The 17,444-nt window shown below is 36.6% G+C and carries 11 protein-coding genes; 4 read left to right on the top strand and 7 right to left on the bottom strand.

The annotated features are described in order from the left end of the window. Positions 1-50: 50 nt before the first annotated feature. The gene (locus ACTJIP_RS12405) at positions 51-3,536 is read right to left on the bottom strand and encodes a glycosyltransferase family 117 protein (protein WP_440704640.1); all 3,486 of its coding nucleotides are present in this window, start codon (positions 3,534-3,536) and stop codon (positions 51-53) included. A gap of 223 nt (positions 3,537-3,759) precedes the next feature. Between ACTJIP_RS12405 and ACTJIP_RS12400 the strand changes: the two genes are divergently transcribed. From ACTJIP_RS12400 to ACTJIP_RS12390, 3 genes are all read left to right on the top strand, one after another. Beyond that, a complete protein-coding gene (locus ACTJIP_RS12400) occupies positions 3,760-4,797 on the top strand; it encodes a PLP-dependent cysteine synthase family protein (RefSeq protein WP_077417123.1) in 1,038 nt (345 codons plus the stop codon). 84 nt (positions 4,798-4,881) lie between these two features. Next, the gene (locus tag ACTJIP_RS12395; RefSeq protein ID WP_440704770.1) at positions 4,882-6,153 is read left to right on the top strand and encodes an aminotransferase class I/II-fold pyridoxal phosphate-dependent enzyme; all 1,272 of its coding nucleotides are present in this window, start codon (positions 4,882-4,884) and stop codon (positions 6,151-6,153) included. Positions 6,154-6,216: 63 nt separating this feature from the next. Continuing rightward, positions 6,217-7,095, top strand: coding sequence for a DMT family transporter (locus ACTJIP_RS12390; protein ID WP_077417121.1), 879 nt, complete (start codon positions 6,217-6,219; stop codon positions 7,093-7,095). A gap of 76 nt (positions 7,096-7,171) precedes the next feature. Here ACTJIP_RS12390 and ACTJIP_RS12385 read toward each other — a convergent pair whose 3' ends face one another. From ACTJIP_RS12385 to ACTJIP_RS12365, 5 genes are all read right to left on the bottom strand, one after another. After that, positions 7,172-7,822, bottom strand: coding sequence for an NADPH-dependent F420 reductase (locus ACTJIP_RS12385; RefSeq protein ID WP_440704639.1), 651 nt, complete (start codon positions 7,820-7,822; stop codon positions 7,172-7,174). Between the two features lie 296 nt (positions 7,823-8,118). Further along, positions 8,119-8,826 carry a hypothetical protein gene (locus tag ACTJIP_RS12380; protein WP_077417117.1) on the bottom strand — a complete coding sequence of 236 codons (708 nt, stop codon included), beginning with the start codon at positions 8,824-8,826 and terminating at the stop codon, positions 8,119-8,121. A 959-nt stretch (positions 8,827-9,785) separates the two neighbouring features. Continuing rightward, positions 9,786-10,304, bottom strand: a complete 519-nt coding sequence (locus tag ACTJIP_RS12375; RefSeq protein ID WP_077417113.1) for a DUF2911 domain-containing protein — start codon at positions 10,302-10,304, stop codon at positions 9,786-9,788. Positions 10,305-10,339: 35 nt separating this feature from the next. After that, complete coding sequence (locus ACTJIP_RS12370) at positions 10,340-12,031, bottom strand: sodium:solute symporter (RefSeq protein ID WP_440704638.1); 1,692 nt, start codon at positions 12,029-12,031, stop codon at positions 10,340-10,342. Positions 12,032-12,131: 100 nt separating this feature from the next. Continuing rightward, positions 12,132-14,636 carry a PIG-L family deacetylase gene (locus tag ACTJIP_RS12365; protein WP_440704637.1) on the bottom strand — a complete coding sequence of 835 codons (2,505 nt, stop codon included), beginning with the start codon at positions 14,634-14,636 and terminating at the stop codon, positions 12,132-12,134. Positions 14,637-15,157: 521 nt separating this feature from the next. Here ACTJIP_RS12365 and ACTJIP_RS12360 point away from each other — a divergent pair. After that, complete coding sequence (locus tag ACTJIP_RS12360; protein WP_180563832.1) at positions 15,158-16,375, top strand: hypothetical protein; 1,218 nt, start codon at positions 15,158-15,160, stop codon at positions 16,373-16,375. Positions 16,376-16,702: 327 nt separating this feature from the next. On the opposite strand, the gene ACTJIP_RS12355 is transcribed toward ACTJIP_RS12360, so the two are convergent. Then, positions 16,703-17,401, bottom strand: a complete 699-nt coding sequence (locus ACTJIP_RS12355; protein WP_440704636.1) for a hypothetical protein — start codon at positions 17,399-17,401, stop codon at positions 16,703-16,705. Between the last annotated feature and the right edge of the window lie 43 nt (positions 17,402-17,444).

The raw sequence follows: 17,444 nt of genomic DNA, 5'->3' as shown, positions 1-17,444 counted from the left end.
CAGGAATCCCAATAATAAAAAACGGGACCGAAGTCCCGTTTTAAAGTATGTTATTTAGTTGCTTTGATAATTGCTGTCGTTATCTGATTTTCTTTTTCTTTTGAATACGTAGAATCATATGGTTCCATCACATCAAATAAGTACTGATAGAATGGCGTGATCTGCTGAACATTTTCAGACTCTTTCATCGCCTTTTCTTTGCCCATTTCCTGAAGATCTTTGACAAATACATTGAACTTCTTGTCAATAGGCTCTATAGATTTTACCAGATAAGCATATGCTTTTTCTTTCTGCCCGATCTTCGTGTAAGCATCCGTTACAGCAGCTACTACAAGAGAATATTCCATAGGTTTTGTTCTCATTTGTCTTCTCAGGTAGCTTTGATCTGCTTTGGAAAGGCTTAAATAATAATCGTATTCTTCAAAGATTCCTTTTTTAAGAACCTCAGCAAGTTGAAGACCTTTCTGCTCCTGTCCTGCAATAATATATCCTGATACAATTGAGCTTAATGAACGAGGGTCGTTATATTTCTCAGCAGGAATTTCTTTTGCTGCAAGATCCAGAATTTCTAATGCTTTAGCTTTCTGTCCGTTTAATGCAAGTGCAGCAGCAGCTCTGCTCGCCGACATTCTATAGCTGATAATATTGGAAGTCGCTGTTTCATCAAAGTGAGCATTTAAGTTTTTGAAGTTCCCCCATCTGAAGCTTTTCACCACGTTATAAAGAGAATTAGCATCTACTCTTCCCATGTCTCCATCAGCTGTAGGAGGTGTTTGGATGGGAATTAATCTGTAGCTGAATCCGTCAAACTGAAGGTAATCGTTCAGATAGAAAATATTCTCACTGTCATAGATACCTCCTGATGAGAAGTTGATTGGACGTTTCCAATCGAAGTTTGCCAAAAGATCCATCAAAATAAGGTTGTTCTTATATAATGTATTTCCTTTGTAAGTAATCATGATCTGATTCGCAACATTTGGAAGATCTTCTTTGTTGATGATTCCTGCTTTTAAAGCATTTTCTTTATTTACCGGAAGAATGAATTTATTTACCGGAAGAATATTATACTTTTCAAATTTCTCTTCCCCAAAATACATTTTCAACAATTCGTCTTTCTCAGGAGATTTGAATTTAATGAAATTGATTGCTTCTTTCAATGTTAAAGAATCCTGAGTAAGATACTTTCTGAAAGACTGGAATTCTGTCTCAGGAGCTCCCTGCTCTTTCAACATAGAGAAAACACCTTCCCAATCTTCTTTCTTCATCATATAGATCTGGTCATTTACACCGTCTCTGTAATCTTCGTGGGTCAGCTGGCTAGGGATTCCCATAGCGTTATAAGTTCTTCTTTTTATCTGATCAAGGTTCCATGGAGTTGAAGCAAGGGTAAAGTTCACTACCTTCACATCATCTCTGAATCTTTCTGTTTCCTGGATCGCCCAAACCGGATAAGTATCGTTATCTCCGTAAACGAAAAGAATATCGTTTTTCGGTAATGATTTTAAAACTGAATACGCGTAATCATACGCTGTATATCTGTTGCTTCTGTCATGAACATTGTAGTTCTGGAAGCCCATCATGAAAGGTACACCTAATAAAACCACTCCTAAAGCAATATTAGCTCCGTTTGATTTTATTTTAGACTGCAGGAACCATAGAATTGCTCCTGCTCCCATACCAATCCATATTGCAAATGCGTAGAATGAACCTACCATTGCATAATCTCTTTCTCTCGGTTCAAAAGGTTTTACTCCTGTATAGAAAACAATCCCGACACTTGTTAAAATAAATAAAGATAACAGTGCATAGAATCTTCCGAAGTCTCTGTTTAATTGGAAAAAGAATCCAATAAGACCTAAAATTAACGGAAGGAAGAAGAATTTTACCGTACTTTCATTTTTGAATTTAGCAGGCATTTTATCCTGGTTTCCTACAGTTACATTATCTATAAAAGGAATTCCTGAAATCCAGTTTCCTTTTGTGCTTTCCATGTTTCCTTCAAGATCATTCTGTCTTCCTACATAGTTCCACATCAGGTATCTTACAAAGTAATATCCATTTTGAAAAGAAATAAAATACTCCATATTCTGAAGGAATGAAGGCTTCTGAACATTGATAAGGTTATAAGGTTTTACTTTCAGATAATCTGCAGCAGTAATTGACTTGTCTTCATATTTTGCTCTCAGCTCGTCAAAGATCTGCTTGGCCTGTGGATTATCTGCCACATCTTCATTAGTATAATTAAATGTAAAATCAGGCGCACCATACATTGAAATATAGTTAGCCATTACATCCTTATCCTCATTAAACATTCTCGGCATTAAGCTTACCTGAGATTTATTGAAGACATAATTGAAACGGTCTCCGGTCTTTCTGTACGTTCCGGTTTTTTCATCTTTTTCGTAGATCTCTCCGGTTTTTTGTGTCTTAAAGCTTCCGTCTTCGTTTTTCTCAATTCCGTTAGCATCAAGGAATGCTGTATAGTTTTGTCCGTAGATTGTAGGCCAGTCACCATACTGCTCTCTGTTATAATAATCCAGCATACCAATTGCAGTATCCGGATCATTAAGGTTCATCGGTGGATTAGCATTGGCTCTGATAGGAATAACCATCCAGCAAGAGAATCCGATCATCATGAAAACCACAGATAAAGCTGCAGTCTGGTAGATGTTTTTCTTTGCTTTCTTTGCATATTTGATTAAGAAATAGCAAATCGCTACCATTAAAACAAAAGCGGCAATCGTTCCTGAGTGGAAAGGTAGTCCAAGACCATTCACAAAGAAAATCTCAAGTCTTCCGAACATTGTCATAATCAAAGGGAAGATAATTTTGAAAACAATAATCAAAATCCCCAATGTAATAAGGTTTGCCCAGATAAAATTTTTCCAGGTAAACTTGTAGTTTCTTGCATAATATACCAGACATACTGCAGGAATTGCCAGCATACCCATCATATGCACCCCTACAGAAAGTCCTAAAACGAAGAAAATAAGAATAATCCATCTTTCACTGTCTCCCGCTTTGTACTCATTTTCCCATTTAGTGATCAACCAGACCAAAAGCGCGATAAACATAGAAGCCATAGAGTAAACCTCTCCCTCTACTGCTGAGAACCAGAATGTATCTGAAAAGGTAAAGCAAAGTGCTCCTACCGCTCCGGCAAATAAAATAGAGATTTCCTGATGTTTTGTAATTTCTTCAAAATCTTTGTTCAGAAGTCTTCTCACAAAATGTGTGATCGTCCAGAACAAAAATAAAATAGTCAGCGCACTGAACAATGCAGACATCGCGTTGATCACGATAGAATAATTTTCGCCCTTCCCTAATGCAAAAATGGCTGCCACGGCACCCACTATCTGGAATAAAGCTGCTCCGGGAGCGTGCGTTACTTCAAGTTTTACTGCAGAAGAAATGTACTCGCCACAATCCCAAAAACTGAAATTGGGTTCTATGGTGGACAAGTACGTGAAAAACGCAATGACGAAAATCACCCATCCTGAAACGGTGTTCCATTGCCTAAAAGTCCAATTTTTCATAGTATTAAATCAATTATGCGAAAATAAGGCTTTTATCTTATTTTATGCGGGTTTTAACAAAATTTAAAAATTTTGGCGTAGTATTTGCGATTATAGACGTGTCAAAACTGTAAATAAGAAAATGACTTTTTACAAAACTATGCCCTAGAAACCAAACAAAAGTTTAGTAATTATTTATTTTTTTGTATTTTTGCAGTCAGATTTTTATTGAAAATAACAAATAATGAGTAATGTTTACGATAATATTCTTGGCCTAATAGGACATACTCCGATGGTGAAGCTAAATACTGTTACAAAAGATATTCCAGCAACCGTTTACGCCAAGTTAGAATCATATAATCCTGGACATTCCACCAAAGACCGAATCGCACTTCACATTATAGAGAACGCAGAGAAAAAAGGCCTTTTAAAAGAAGATTCTGTAGTTGTAGAAACTACATCAGGCAATACTGGGTTTTCTATTGCGATGGTATGTATCATTAAGGGATATAAGTGTATTCTTGCAGTAAGTGATAAAACAAAACCTGAGAAAATTGCTTATCTGAAAGCATTGGGTGCTACGGTGTATATATGCCCAGCCAATGTACCTGCAGATGATCCGAGATCATACTATGAAGTTGCTAAAAGAATTGCCCAGGAGACTCCTAATTCTATTTACATCAATCAATATTTTAACGAGCTTAATATTGATGCGCACTATCAGACGACGGGTCCAGAGATCTGGGAACAGACAGAAGGTAAGATCACTCACCTTTTTGCCTGTACAGGAACTGGTGGTACACTATCCGGTTCTGCCAAGTTTTTGAAGGAAAAAAATCCGGATATCAAGATCATTGGTGTGGATGCAGATGGTTCTATATTGAAGAGCTATCACGAGACAGGAGAAATCCATAAAGAAGATGTACATCCTTATCAGATTGAGGGAATGGGTAAAAACCTGATCCCTGCTGCCCTGCTTTTCGACAAGGTAGATGAGTTTGTAAGGGTAAATGATGAAATGTCCGCGTACAGAACCCGCGAAATTGCTTTGAAAGAAGCCATTATGGGAGGTTATACTACCGGAGCAGTAACGCAGGGTCTGATACAGTATGCCCAGTCTCATGAGCTTACAGAGAATGACCTGATTGTTTTAATATATCCTGACCACGGTTCCAGATACATCACTAAAGTATACAGTGATCAATGGATGGCCGAACAGGGATTTGTCAACAACTGTGTTCACAATTATGACGAAGTTTTCAAAACGGAGTTTATCAAATAAAAACGAATAAAATCAAAATACAAATAAAGCCTTTTGCGTGTTCTGACAAAAAAGGCTTTATTACTTAAAAATTACGATACAATGTTGGATATTTTTGAAAGAATAAAAGAAAATCCAGGACCACTTGGACAATTTGCAGATTATGGTGAAGGCTATTTTATTTTCCCAAGATTAGAGGGACCTATTGGCCCTAGAATGCAATTTCAGGGTAGAGAAGTAATTTTCTGGAGTGCCAATGACTATTTAGGATTGTGTAATCATCCTGAAGTAATAGAAGCGGATGCAAAAGCGGCGGCAGAATACGGAATGTTCTATCCAATGGGAGCAAGAGCAATGTCTGGTGAAACAGATCAGCATCTTCAGCTGGAAAGAGAATTGGCAGACTTCGTACAAAAAGAATCAGCATACTTATTGAATTTTGGCTACCAGGGAATGGTTTCTACCATTGATGCTTTGGTGAGCAGAAATGATGTAATTGTTTATGATATGGATTCTCATGCCTGCATCGTGGATGGAGTAAGACTTCATGCCGGTAAAAGATTTACCTACAAGCACAACGATATGGAGAGCCTTGAGAAAAACCTTCAGAGAGCAACTAAGGTGGCTGAAGAAACAGGAGGAGGTATTCTTGTGATTACAGAAGGAGTTTTCGGGATGAGAGGCCAGCAGGGAAAAATCAAAGAGATTTGTGATCTTAAATCAAAATATCAGTTCAGACTATTGGTAGATGATGCACACGGTTTCGGAACACTTGGTAAAACGGGTGCCGGTGTGGGTGAAGAGCAAGAATGTAATGATCAGATTGATGTGTACTTCTCTACGTTTGCTAAATCAATGGCAGGTTTCGGAGCATTCCTTGCAGGTGATAAAGAAATCATCAGATATCTGAAATTCAACCTGAGATCACAAATCTTTGCAAAATCTCTTACAATGCCAATGGTAATCGGAGGATTGAAAAGATTGGAACTGTTGAGATCAAAGCCTGAGATCAAAGCTAAACTTTGGGAGAATGTTTACAAACTGCAAAACGGACTTAAAGAAAGAGGATTCAACATTGGAGATACCAACACTTGTGTAACTCCGGTAATGATGCAGGGAACTCCGGTAGAAGCAACTCTATTAGTAAAAGACTTAAGAGAGAATTACGGTATCTTCACATCAGTGGTGGTATATCCGGTGATTCCGAAGGGAATGATTCTTTTAAGATTAATTCCTACCGCTTCTCATACAGATGCAGAGATTAACGAAACTCTGGCCGCATTTGAAGCGATTCATGATAAATTAGTAAGTGGTTACTATAAAGAGCAGGAACAAAAATTACTGCAGGAACAAGGATTAAGTTTTAAACCGATTTAATTTTAAAATAATAAAAACCACTGATTGATTCAGTGGTTTTTTATTTAATACCGATAACAATACATGAAACTTAGAGGTTACGCATTGGGGATTCTGTCAGCTGTTTCATATGGGCTGATTCCGATTTTCATCCTGCCTATCAAGCAGGTACATTTTTCAATGGATATTACATTGTTTTATAGATTTTTCTTTTCAGCTTTGATGGTGGGAGGATATCTGCTGTATTCCAGAGAGAGTTTTAAAATCAATAAAAAAGAAGCATTAATTCTGGCAGTGCTTGGGACCTGTTATGCTCTTTCTTCGGATTTTTTGTTTTTGGGTTATGATTTTCTTACTCCGGGAATTGCTTCCACCGTGTTGTTTATCTATCCGGTTATTGTAGCTTTGATCATGTTTTTCTTTTATAAGGAAAAACTTTCCAGATTATCTGTAGTTTCATTATTGTTTGCTTTTGCAGGGGTGATTGTTTTATGCTTAAAAGGAAACGGATTGGAAATTAATTTCACAGGTTTAGGAATCGTGATGCTGAGTTCTCTTTTTTATGCCCTTTATATGGTCATTGTGAACAAGGCAAACCTAAAGGTATCAGGATTTAAGCTTACTTTTTTTTCCATGTTTTTTACTTCGCTGTTTTTTATGACAAAGGCAGTTATGGGTCATGAATCATTTGCTATTCCTTCCATATCCATCTTTCTGAACTTTCTTGTTTTTGCATTTCTTACTACAGTGATCTCAAGTTTATGCCTGGTATATGCCATTAAACATATTGGTTCTACACCAGTGGCCATTTTAGGAGCATTAGAACCGGTAGTTGCGGTAATGGTAAGTGTATTGCTATTTCATGAAAAATTTACTACAAACCTGCTGATAGGAATCACTTTGATCCTTTTGGGAGTTACCCTAAATGTAATTAGTAGTCAAAAGAAGATAGAACATATCTAGAAATTAATATAAAAAATAATACAAAAAGCCGGGTTCTTAATGAATCCGGCTTTTTGTATACTTAAGCAAGTGTTTTCTATAATTTAGACTTCGCTTCTGAAAGGCTCACTGTTTTCCCCAATGCACCGAATTCATGCAAATCTCCAAAAACTTCAATACGAATAGACTGATCAATCCCTCCTACTTTTAAAGGATCAAATCCTGCATTTTCTATCACTTTTTCAATATCCTTGTCAATAGATGAATCATCTGAAGCATAAAACAATACTGCTTTTTCAGGATTTCCGTTGGATGCTCCGGCAAGATTTCCAGCCCCTAATGTTCCGAATGCTTTTACAAGCTTGGCTCCCTGGGGAAGTACAGATCTATTAAGCTCTCCAGCAGATTCTTTCTCTCCGATAATCTTTTTAAACCCTCCATTTCCATCTGGAGCAATAGGATTGGATACATCAACAATGATTTTATTTTTCAGCATATCCCCATAATCATTGAAAAATTCCTTAAAAGCCCCAAACCATATTGCAGGTATCACAATATCTGCCTCGTTGATTGCCTGATCAATATCCATACTTTGAGCAAAACCGTTGGATTGCTGAGCGAAGTCCGCAGAATCTTCATTATTTCTTGATGCTACAATCACCTCATGACTGTTATTGACCAAATCACCTGCGATTGCTTTTCCAATATTCCCCAGACCGATAACGGCCACTTTTTTTAATGTTTCCATTTCTTTTGATTTTTAATTATTTATCTAGATCAAAATTAGGAGGAAAGTCATTCAAAAAAGGGCAAACTAGTTTAAGAAATAATCTTGATAAATGGTAAGGCGAAACATTAAACTAGTTTCATATAAACATCATTCTTGAGATTGAAACGTAATAAAATAAACGTTTTGGGCATGTGATGGTAGGCAAAACGAATACGAAACTTTCAACTATATCACAAAATTGTAACAACACACAATCGTGGATTGAAAAATTTCAGCCCCGCTGTTGCTAATCCTTATCAGCACAAGTATTATTCTTAGTTATTATTGTTAATAATTGGAGCGAGTTCTTTTTTTAATTCTTCAAACTGTTCTTTGCTCATCATCTCAATTTCCACTAGTTCTTTCGCTTCTTTTAATTTTGCAATCGCTTCATCTCTGGTCATTTTTTTATTTTTTAAAAGAATTTCACCAGACTCAATCCCTAATTCGGTATCCATTACACTTAAATATTTATTTATTCCAAAAGCTCTGCCATTTATTTCTCCCAGAACCATAACTACATACAGAGGTTTATTTTTACTGCCTCTATGATATGTTTTTATTTCATTGACAATAACTCTAGTATTTTTTAAACTGTTATCTGCCATATTCTGTGCATCACCACCCATAGCAGACATAATACTTCCAAATCCAGCTGGTCTTCCCATTTGTATAAATTCATACGTTTTTTTTGAAGTACTTCTTGATTGTGAAATACCCCCTCTTGCCTTATTTCCATAACTCCCTGAATAAGTTCTTGTATTCAGTTCTTCAGAGGTAGGAGATCCTAATATTAAAGTGTCCCCCACCTTCACACTATTTTTACTCGTTGTTATATATTCCTTAACCTGAGTGCCACTTTTAATAGTGTTAAAAAATTTAATATCCTGAGTGTTTTCGTATGTCAATAAATCAATATTTTCCTGAGCTTGAATATTAATTACTGATAAAAGAATAGTAAAAAAAGCAATTGTTTTTTTCATAATTGTTATTTAATATAGTTGTTTTACTTAATATTTCTACTAACCTGTAAATTTATGTATTACAGAATCAAAAGTCCCATCATCAGTCATCGATCTATTAATTCCAAGGGTTCTTACCTTTCACTTCTTTTTGATATTTAGAAAATATGATGAGATTCTTTAATTAAAATCATCAGTAATAATTAAAGAATAATTTCAGTAAATATCCTTCAAAAAACTATGAAATTGAAGTCCTATTAATTAGTAAATCAACTATGCTGTCGGCTATTTGCTCAAGTTGTCGTTGTATCAATTCTTCATTATCAGAATAAGGATTTGTTATTAAAAATCTTTCATTCCAGTCAAGCGAAGAGATTTGAGAGTTTGCAGTTCTATTGCTATCTATAGAATTTGTCCAAAAAAGCCCATTCACGTTATAAAACATATTTCTGCCATTTGTTATCATTTGTTGAATATCTGAAAGAACTAAATGCGAAGAAATAAAAGCAATATCTGCTGGATGAAAATGATTTTGAAAATAATTATCAACCGTTTCATAGTCGCCAATTTTTTCTTGATAACTTCTATTACCAAAAGAAATACTTTGATACTTTCTTTTTATTTCGGGATGGTTAATATCAAACAGTTTGTTTACTGGTAAACGTTCATAGCCTAAACCACAAAGTCGATCAATTAAAAGTTTCTGAAGTGTTGTCTTACCTGTTCTGTCATCTCAGATGATAATGAAAAGTTGTTTAGATTTTATGGTCATTATATTTAATTTTGTTAATTAATAGCTAAAAAAATAATGTTTTATTCCTAAATATCGGGTTCACCTATTTAATCGGACAATATTAATTATTTGTTTTAGACATTAATTATGGAAAACCGTAAATAATTCAAATCAATCCCTCTCATTAAGAGTTTGACCTCAACAAAAAATCCCGGATTAACGGGATTTTAATTTCTTATATTTAAATTTATTTTACCTCTACAGGAACTGAGATTTTATCCCAATCCATTGTGAATCCATTATTGTTTATTTTATAAACTAAAGTTTCCTGTGTTGCCGGTAAAGCCTTTGTTTTTACATCAACACGCAAAGCATCTTTTGCTTCTTCGTATTTATAAGCACCCCATTGTTTTGGCTCTTTGTTGAAAATGGCAGTCCAGGTTCCGGATGCCTTAGGAATTAAGAAAAAGCTGTATTTACCTGCAGGCAGTTTTTTACCCTGAACGGTAATATCTTTATCCGTTTCGAAAGTAGTTGCTTCATTGGCACCTGCACGCCAAACTTTATCATAAGCTTCTAAACCGCCCCAGATTGTACGTCCTTTAACAGAAGGACTGCTATAGGCAATGGTAATGGTTGCATCTTTAATTTTCCCTGTAGCAGTAGCCGGAGGGCTGGCAGGTTTTTTAGTTTCCTGTGCAAAGGCATTCACTGAAATCGTCATTGCAGCAAAAATCATGGTAGCAGACTTAATCATTGTATTCATAATATTTTGTTATTTGGTTATTTTCATTTATCCGTTTACGAATTTACTGCTTTTGGCTTATAAAACAATAACCCAATTGTCGAAAATATAATTACCGCAGCAGCCCCAATTACATTAAGCCAAAGGAAAGAAACGATATCAAACTGATAAACGGCAATGACGGCAATTTCTGATAAAATGGCAGCAATAAATACATTCGCACCATTGATTTTTTTATAGTAAAATGCGACAAGAAAAATCCCTAATATCGGGCCATAGAAAAGAGAGCCTAATACATTCACCGCTTCAATAAGGGAACCCATCTGCGTGGCAAACATGGCTACACCAATTGAGAAAATACCCCAGACTAAAGTGTGCAGCCGGCTATACTTCAATTCGGTTTCCTGATCAGGAAGTTCTTTGCTAAATATCAAATGAACATCTTTTAATGAGCAGGCGGCAAGAGAATTCAGCGCTGCAGAAATTGAACCCCAGCTGGCCAGAAAAATGACGGCAAACAGTAAGCCGATCATCCCTACAGGCAAGGTATTTTTTACGAAATACAGGAAAATATAATTGGTATCCGTTTTCTCCGCATTATAGTTTGAATTATTGATCGCTTCCTCTACCCTTCCGTGAAGCGCTTTTACCTGGGTTTGTGTATTTTTAAAATCCTGAATTGTCTTTTTAAGTTGGGGAGAATGAGTTTCTTTCAACTTTAGAATTTCTTTAGATTCTGCATTAAATTTTATTTGTAAATCCTGATGCTCTTTTTCAAAAATCGCAGCCTGTTCAGGTTGTGATTCCTTTAAATATTGATAAGATCTTTCATTAAAATAAATCGGAGCCGGTTTCAGAGAAAAGAAAGCGAAAAGCAAAGCACCGATCAGGAGAATAGCAAACTGCATCGGAATCTTAACCAATCCGTTCAACAGCAAGCCCATTTTTGCATTGGTATTGTCTTTCGCGGTAATATATCTCCCAACCTGACTCTGGTCCGTACCGAAGTAAGAAAGTGCCAGAAAAAAACCGCCAATAATCCCGCTCCAAATATTGTACTTATCTTTCCAATCGAATTCTGTGGTGATTACATTGAGCTTTCCGGATTTCCCCGCCAGATAAAGCGCATCTTTAAAACCAACTCCATCCGGCATATTTTGAACAAGCAGAAAACCAGCAAAAGCCATGGTTCCCAGAATAATGAGAAACTGTAATTTTTGGGTGTGAGCAATCGCTTTTGCTCCGCCAATATAAGTGTAAATCAACAGAATACCGCCTGTTAAAACATTGGTTAAATAAATATTCCAGTTTAAAACGCTTGATAAGATGATACTCGGAGCATAAATGCTGATTCCTGTTGATAAGCCTCTGGAAAAAAGAAATAGCAGTGAAGTAAGTACCCTTGTTTTTTTATCAAAACGGTTTTCTAAATATTCATAGGCCGTATAAACATTTAAGCGCTGAAAAATCGGGATGAAAGTGATACAGATAACAATCATCGCCAAAGGCAGGCCAAAGTAATACTGAACGAAACGCATCCCGTCTGTATAAGCCTGGCCCGGTGCTGAAAGAAATGTAATGGCACTTGCCTGCGTAGCCATAATACCGATAAGCACAATGTACCAGGGCATTTTATTATCTGCTTTCAGGTAGGATTCGTTGCTTTTTTGGCCACGACCGATAAATACGCCGTAAACAACCACTACAACAAGTGTAAAAATGAGAACTGTCCAATCTATATTGCTCATGCCCAGAATTTAGTAAACAAATAATAAAATGCGATCTGGAATACTAATGCAGCTGCTAATAGTATGTACCAGGTATTCCAATTTTTAAGTTTCTTGTTCATCAGTTTTTCTGTGCAGATAAAAAGTTTAAAAATAAACGTGCCGCCCCAACATTTCCCGCAGGAAGCTGTCTGAAAAATGCCAACGGTGTATAAATAAAATTACCCTTTCCATATTTGGCATATAAAGTTGATCCCTGCAGAGGTTCCTCATCTGTATCGTGCATTTCAAAAAGCGGTTCATACGCTGCATCCCATTGAGCAGGGAAATAGGCACCACGCTCCTGTACCCAGCCTTTAAAATCATCCGCAGTAATTTTATTCGGAAAGTTCAGTACTTTATGATTGGGATTTAAAAACGTAACTGCAGCATTTTCTTCGGTAACCCGCTTATTGGCAATACTGAAATTGTAAATCCCCAATTTGTCAACAGTGGTATCCTGATTGGTGTTGTACTGCATCACCAGATTACCGCCAGCTTTTGCATAAGACCATAAAAAAGGCATCCAGCGACCCAGCTTTTTCTCTGTGTTATTGGCACGAACACCCATTACGATGGCATCATATTGTGACAGCTTGTTTTGACTGCCGCTTCCACCGGATTCATTTACGCTGCCATAAAAATCTTCGTCCTTCAGGACATCTACCTGAATACCTGCTATACGCAGAAAATCAGGAATGAAATCACCAGCACCTTCTATATAACCCACTTTTTTAACCGCTGCCTGAATATCACCTTTCATTACGGTTACCGTTGCAGGCGCAAAATATTGCAAGGTGGGTAAATGCGGGTACTGAATTAATACTTGTTTTTTATTATAAGTTACTCCGTCTGCCACAAAATTTGCATCCAGTTGCAAACGATCCGAATGTATGGAGGCAAGCTTATTTTTAGGAATAATATATTCGATGGTAGTGTCTTTCCCTTTGAGCGAATTTACATCAGCACTTCCCAATCTCTCTCCGTTATACATCAGGTTGAGAATACCGTTGCTGTACTGTTTGTTAGAATTAACCTTAACATTTAAACTCAAATGTAAATCTTCATTTTCTTTGACTAAATAAACCGGTTGTGTAAATTTCAGTTCCAGTGCAGGAACAATGCGCAAAGCTTCGACAACATCACCATGCACCGGATCTAATTTCTTGAAAGATAAAGGAAGCTTAACCTGAAGCTTTTCCGAACCGATTTTTAAATCAAGCAAAACATTAAGTGGTGATTCTGCCTCAGGCAAACCAACTAAAGTATCATTGGGAACAGAGAAAATTGCCGGGTTCACAGCTGGTTTTGCCAGCCAGTAAGGCTCCGTGAGTGCTGCATCTGCAGGAATCTGAATGTCATGCTGAATGGTAACTAAAGAATCTTTTGATAGTTTTTTGTTGATGCTCTCTGACTGACCTAGCCATTTTACATTTTCTAAAACAACAGGATTTACAGTTCTTGAAATCAGATTGAGCCTGAAATTGTAATGATCTCCGGCAACAGCTTCAGCCTGACTGGTAACCACCTCGCCCATAAAACCGGCGCAGCTTAGAATGATATTATCAAGTGCCGTAATCTTATCCTTTTTTAGGTCTGCATCAGGCAGCGCCAGAATCTTTTTTCGCAATGCAAGCAATGCAGGCAGGCTATGTTCCGGATTATTGAAATTGAAAGCAGAAATAATTTCATCTAACGAATGGTCAATATCAGCATTTCCTTTTGAAGTCCAGGTTTTAACAACTCCGTCAAAAAGTGTTTCTTTTGCAGGCTCGCCGGTAACATGGGCAAAATATTCAGTTCTGATGCCAGCTACAGACTGTGTTCCCGCACCCTGGCTTTTATGTAAACTTCTGCTTAATCCTGCAAGCTCACCGTAGCCCATTCCCAGTTGCGCATCATATTGCCCAACGGTAACTTTCAGTTGATTTTCAGCAGTCGTATTGACTCCGCCAAATCGGAAAGTATTCCACAATACGCGTTTTGGCTGCCATACATTCACATATTTTAGTTGATCTGGAAAAGCCGTTTTATCACCTGCCAGCTTAAAAGCTTTTTCCGCTACCACAGCCGAAGCCGCATGTTGTCCGTGGCCTGCCGCAGCAGTAGGAGGAAAACGACAAATGATAACATCTGGACGGAATTTACGGATGACCCAAACTGCATCAGCGATAATGCTGTTTTCGTCCCATTGTTTAAAGGTATCGGTTGTATTTTTAGAGAACCCGAAATCAATCGCCCGGGTAAAAAACTGTTGGGCGCCGTCTAACTTTCTTGCTTCTAAAAGCTCATGTGTTCTGATTAAACCCAATGCAGCACCTTGCTCTGTACCTAATAAATTCTGACCACCATCACCTCTGGTTAAAGATAAATAACCCGTTTCTACATTTTGGTCGTTGATTAACCAGGAAAGTAATCCTGTATTTTCATCATCGGGATGAGCGGCAAGGTATAAAACTTTAGGTAGATGTTTAAGTGTTTTGAGTTCGCGGTAAATTTCAGATGATTTTGAGGGCCGAACCTGTTGGGCCGAACAAAAAACCGTATTAAATCCAAGGATAGATACAATGATTACTTTTTTGAACATTTGAATTTGCTTTGCGAGGCAAATATAAGTAAATCCTCTTTCTTTCAACCGTAAAAGAATCAGACTCTGAATTTCACAAAATTAAATAAGCATTGTTGTTCATTCCTATAAAGCTGTTTAATTTTTTTATTAAACCACAAAAGAGACACAAAAGCTTTTTAAACACTTAAGTTATTTACTTTTTTGTATAAGAAGTACACTAAAGTTGCTGAAAATCAAAGTTTTTCATCTTATGTGAACTTAATTGTAAGGTATTTTCTAAAGTTTTCTAAAGTATTAAAAGAATGAAAAATTTTCATCAAAGAACTTATAATCAATGAATTGTATTTTTAATCAAAGAACAATTAAAGAATTTGATTGAGAGAAAAATAGAATTTGATATAAATAATTTTACCACAGATAAAATATTAAAATCAAATAGAATATTACTAATTAGTTAATTCTTCTCAATTATAAAGGTGTTTTTTTTATTTTCCATAAAAAAAAAGTTATATTTGACTTACCCAAAATAACACCTTAATATGAAAACAAAATTTATACAAATCAGTGCTATTCTTATTTCAGGATTCTCATTTGCCCAAGTAGGGTTCAATACAGCATCACCAAAAACAACGGTGGATGTATCTGCTAAAAGAGATATTTCAGGAGTGATTACAGATAACGCACAAACATTCGGATTACAGGCTCCGAGGCTTACAAGAGCTGAACTTACTGTAAATACGGCTACCTATGGCAGCGATCAGAGAGGAGCATTAATTTATATTACGGATGTTACCGGTGGAGATGCCACAGGACAACGTATCAATGTTACTGCTATGGGCTATTACTATTTTGATGGATCAGTATGGCAAAGATTGACACAGGCAACAAATACCCTCTCTCCTTCTATTTCCGCATTACAATGTACTACAGCTTACTTAAATCCTTCTACTTATACTCCCGGTACTCCTTTCAACGGAAACCTGAGAGTTATCTATAGCCAGGGAAACGGAGGTTCATATAATTCAGGAGCTCCTTTTACAGTAAATGGATTAACCTTCCAACTAAGACCTGGAACGCTAGAGTTTGGTGATGGCGAATTGGTATTCTCAGTGAGTGGAACTCCTACCACTGGTAATGATATGACTCTTCCTATGACCAGCGCTGCAGTTCCTTTCTTAACGGCCGGACAAAACTGTACCGCTACAGTGGGAAATACCAGTCGTGCAGACATTTCATCTGTCGCTGTGATGGGATATCCCACCCTAACAACCGATCCCAATGGGAAACAAGCCTATACTTTTCCTCTTGCTACCCCGGATGGTAAATATTCAATCAGGGTAATATTTGATACCACAAGTGGTACAACCGCTGCAGTTCCTAATGTACAATTATATAATAATACAGGTTCTACCGTTAATCTGTATTGGAATTATAATACCGAATATGGTGGTTATATTGGTTCAGCGGTAACAACAAACAATATTACTTCAGGAGTATGGGGCGGTATGGCAGATTCATCAGCTACCTGGTTTCCTCAAGGTACAGGGGCAGTGGGTAATGCTTACTGGGGGAACGTAGGGATTATAGATGGAGCCGGTGGCGGACCTGAACATAGAAGATATACCTGGATAGACAGTAATTCTTCTTCAAAAACCGCTTATACCGCAACCATTATGGCAGGAGCCCCCACTTCAGGCAGTGCCCAACCCAACCTCTCTAAAATATTCATAAAACTAGAGCAAGTAAAAGCACAATAATATAATGAGGCTGTCTCAAAAAGTCATATAATTGAGTTTTTGTCTTGGCTATGTTGAATCTTCGATTTCTGACGAAGGAAGAATCTTATTAGGAATCAATTATTTGAGATTCTTCATTGCATTTCATTCAGAATGTCATTTTTGAGACAGCCTCATTTTTTATTTATCTACGAAGTAAGATAGATATAATTAAATATGCAAAATATTGCTGCCACCCCGAAAGTATACCATAAAAAATGTGTTCCGAAACTCAACCATTCCTTTCTTATCATTTAATCGTATGCTTTTAAATGAGCTTAAAAATTTTGATACAATTCCCATACTATATTAAGACATTTTGAGGTTAGGGAATCTATCCTGAGAAATTTTTACAAATTTTTCACCAACTACCTGATATTTTGTTCTTGTTTCCAATTGCTTTTTTAGATGGAGCATATCTTCCGGATCAACTCCGTAATTAAGTCTATCATGAATTGCAAGAGATAATGAACTTCCGTCAATATCAAAGGTGATAATATATATTTTTGGTAAATATTCTTCTGATGATTTTGAATAAACACCCAGTTGTGATTTCAAGAGACCTCCATATTGAAGGCTTGCTTTTTCAACTCTAAAATTATCAAATACAATGTGTTCATTTAGTTCTCCAACAGTATCGGTACTGAAAAAATGCAGATCATTTCCACTTAACACCCAGAAACAATCTGTTTCAATTCGTGTAAGCTTTACCCCAATCGTGGATAATGCTACATTTTTTATCCCGTCGGTTACGAGGTCCTGCACTTTATTGGCTGTTGACTGGGGAACAGAGGCCGAAGTAAAAGCATCAATGGACTTACCTTCCATCCACTGTTTCAATTTTGAAAAATCCTGAGCCAGAAGCTCTTGTTTGTACCGGTCATATTTAGTTCTTTCAGAATCTAAATCAATTTCTGATTTTGCAGCTTTATGCTTATTATTCATGATAATCATGAAAGCTACACCTGCAATTATTACTACTATTGGAATTAAAAATAATAGGTTCATACTTTTGGGGGTTAAGTTTTTGTTTTTTAAATATTTATTGGAT

Origin of the sequence: Chryseobacterium sp. 22543 (assembly GCF_052044565.1) — a bacterium.
Taxonomy (GTDB): domain Bacteria; phylum Bacteroidota; class Bacteroidia; order Flavobacteriales; family Weeksellaceae; genus Chryseobacterium.
Note: the sequence above shows the minus strand (reverse complement) of the source record. Positions and strands in the feature narration are given on the sequence as shown.

Coding starts and splice junctions, on each gene's coding strand:
- ACTJIP_RS12405 (WP_440704640.1), bottom strand. CDS start 3,536: ATGAAAAATTGGACTTTTAGGCAATGGAACACCGTTTCAGGATGGGTG.
- ACTJIP_RS12400 (WP_077417123.1), top strand. CDS start 3,760: ATGAGTAATGTTTACGATAATATTCTTGGCCTAATAGGACATACTCCG.
- ACTJIP_RS12390 (WP_077417121.1), top strand. CDS start 6,217: ATGAAACTTAGAGGTTACGCATTGGGGATTCTGTCAGCTGTTTCATAT.
- ACTJIP_RS12385 (WP_440704639.1), bottom strand. CDS start 7,822: ATGGAAACATTAAAAAAAGTGGCCGTTATCGGTCTGGGGAATATTGGA.
- ACTJIP_RS12380 (WP_077417117.1), bottom strand. CDS start 8,826: ATGAAAAAAACAATTGCTTTTTTTACTATTCTTTTATCAGTAATTAAT.
- ACTJIP_RS12375 (WP_077417113.1), bottom strand. CDS start 10,304: ATGAATACAATGATTAAGTCTGCTACCATGATTTTTGCTGCAATGACG.
- ACTJIP_RS12370 (WP_440704638.1), bottom strand. CDS start 12,031: ATGAGCAATATAGATTGGACAGTTCTCATTTTTACACTTGTTGTAGTG.
- ACTJIP_RS12365 (WP_440704637.1), bottom strand. CDS start 14,636: ATGTTCAAAAAAGTAATCATTGTATCTATCCTTGGATTTAATACGGTT.
- ACTJIP_RS12360 (WP_180563832.1), top strand. CDS start 15,158: ATGAAAACAAAATTTATACAAATCAGTGCTATTCTTATTTCAGGATTC.
- ACTJIP_RS12355 (WP_440704636.1), bottom strand. CDS start 17,401: ATGAACCTATTATTTTTAATTCCAATAGTAGTAATAATTGCAGGTGTA.